The organism is Colwellia sp. MB02u-14 (assembly GCF_014076915.1).
Taxonomy (GTDB): domain Bacteria; phylum Pseudomonadota; class Gammaproteobacteria; order Enterobacterales; family Alteromonadaceae; genus Colwellia_A.
Genome location: NZ_JACGUX010000091.1, coordinates 1 through 259 on the forward strand (window position 1 = coordinate 1; position 259 = coordinate 259).

The 259-nt window shown below is 50.6% G+C and carries 1 protein-coding gene; it reads right to left on the bottom strand.

From position 1 onward, the window contains the following. The coding region (locus tag H4J52_RS20605) for a PAS domain S-box protein (RefSeq protein WP_259367894.1) at positions 1–241 on the bottom strand (241 nt) is incomplete at its 3' end. Between the last annotated feature and the right edge of the window lie 18 nt (positions 242–259).

The following is a 259-nucleotide window of genomic DNA, read 5'->3' on the forward strand; positions in this document are numbered from 1 at the left end:
CCTTACGGATCTTATTGAGCTCGGTGATATCTTGTCCAACCCCCACAACCCCCACAATACGACCTGCCGCATCCCGGCGTGAAGAGGAGTTCAACAGCACATCCACCCGGTCGCCCGTTTTGGTATACAGCGGGAATTCATAGTTAGCCGACTCTTCACCTTGCAGAGCCTTATCTAGTACCTCTTTAACCGAGGCCTTGTAATCATCGGTGATAAACCCCGCCACCAGATCTTTTCCCATGACATCAATCTTAGCAAA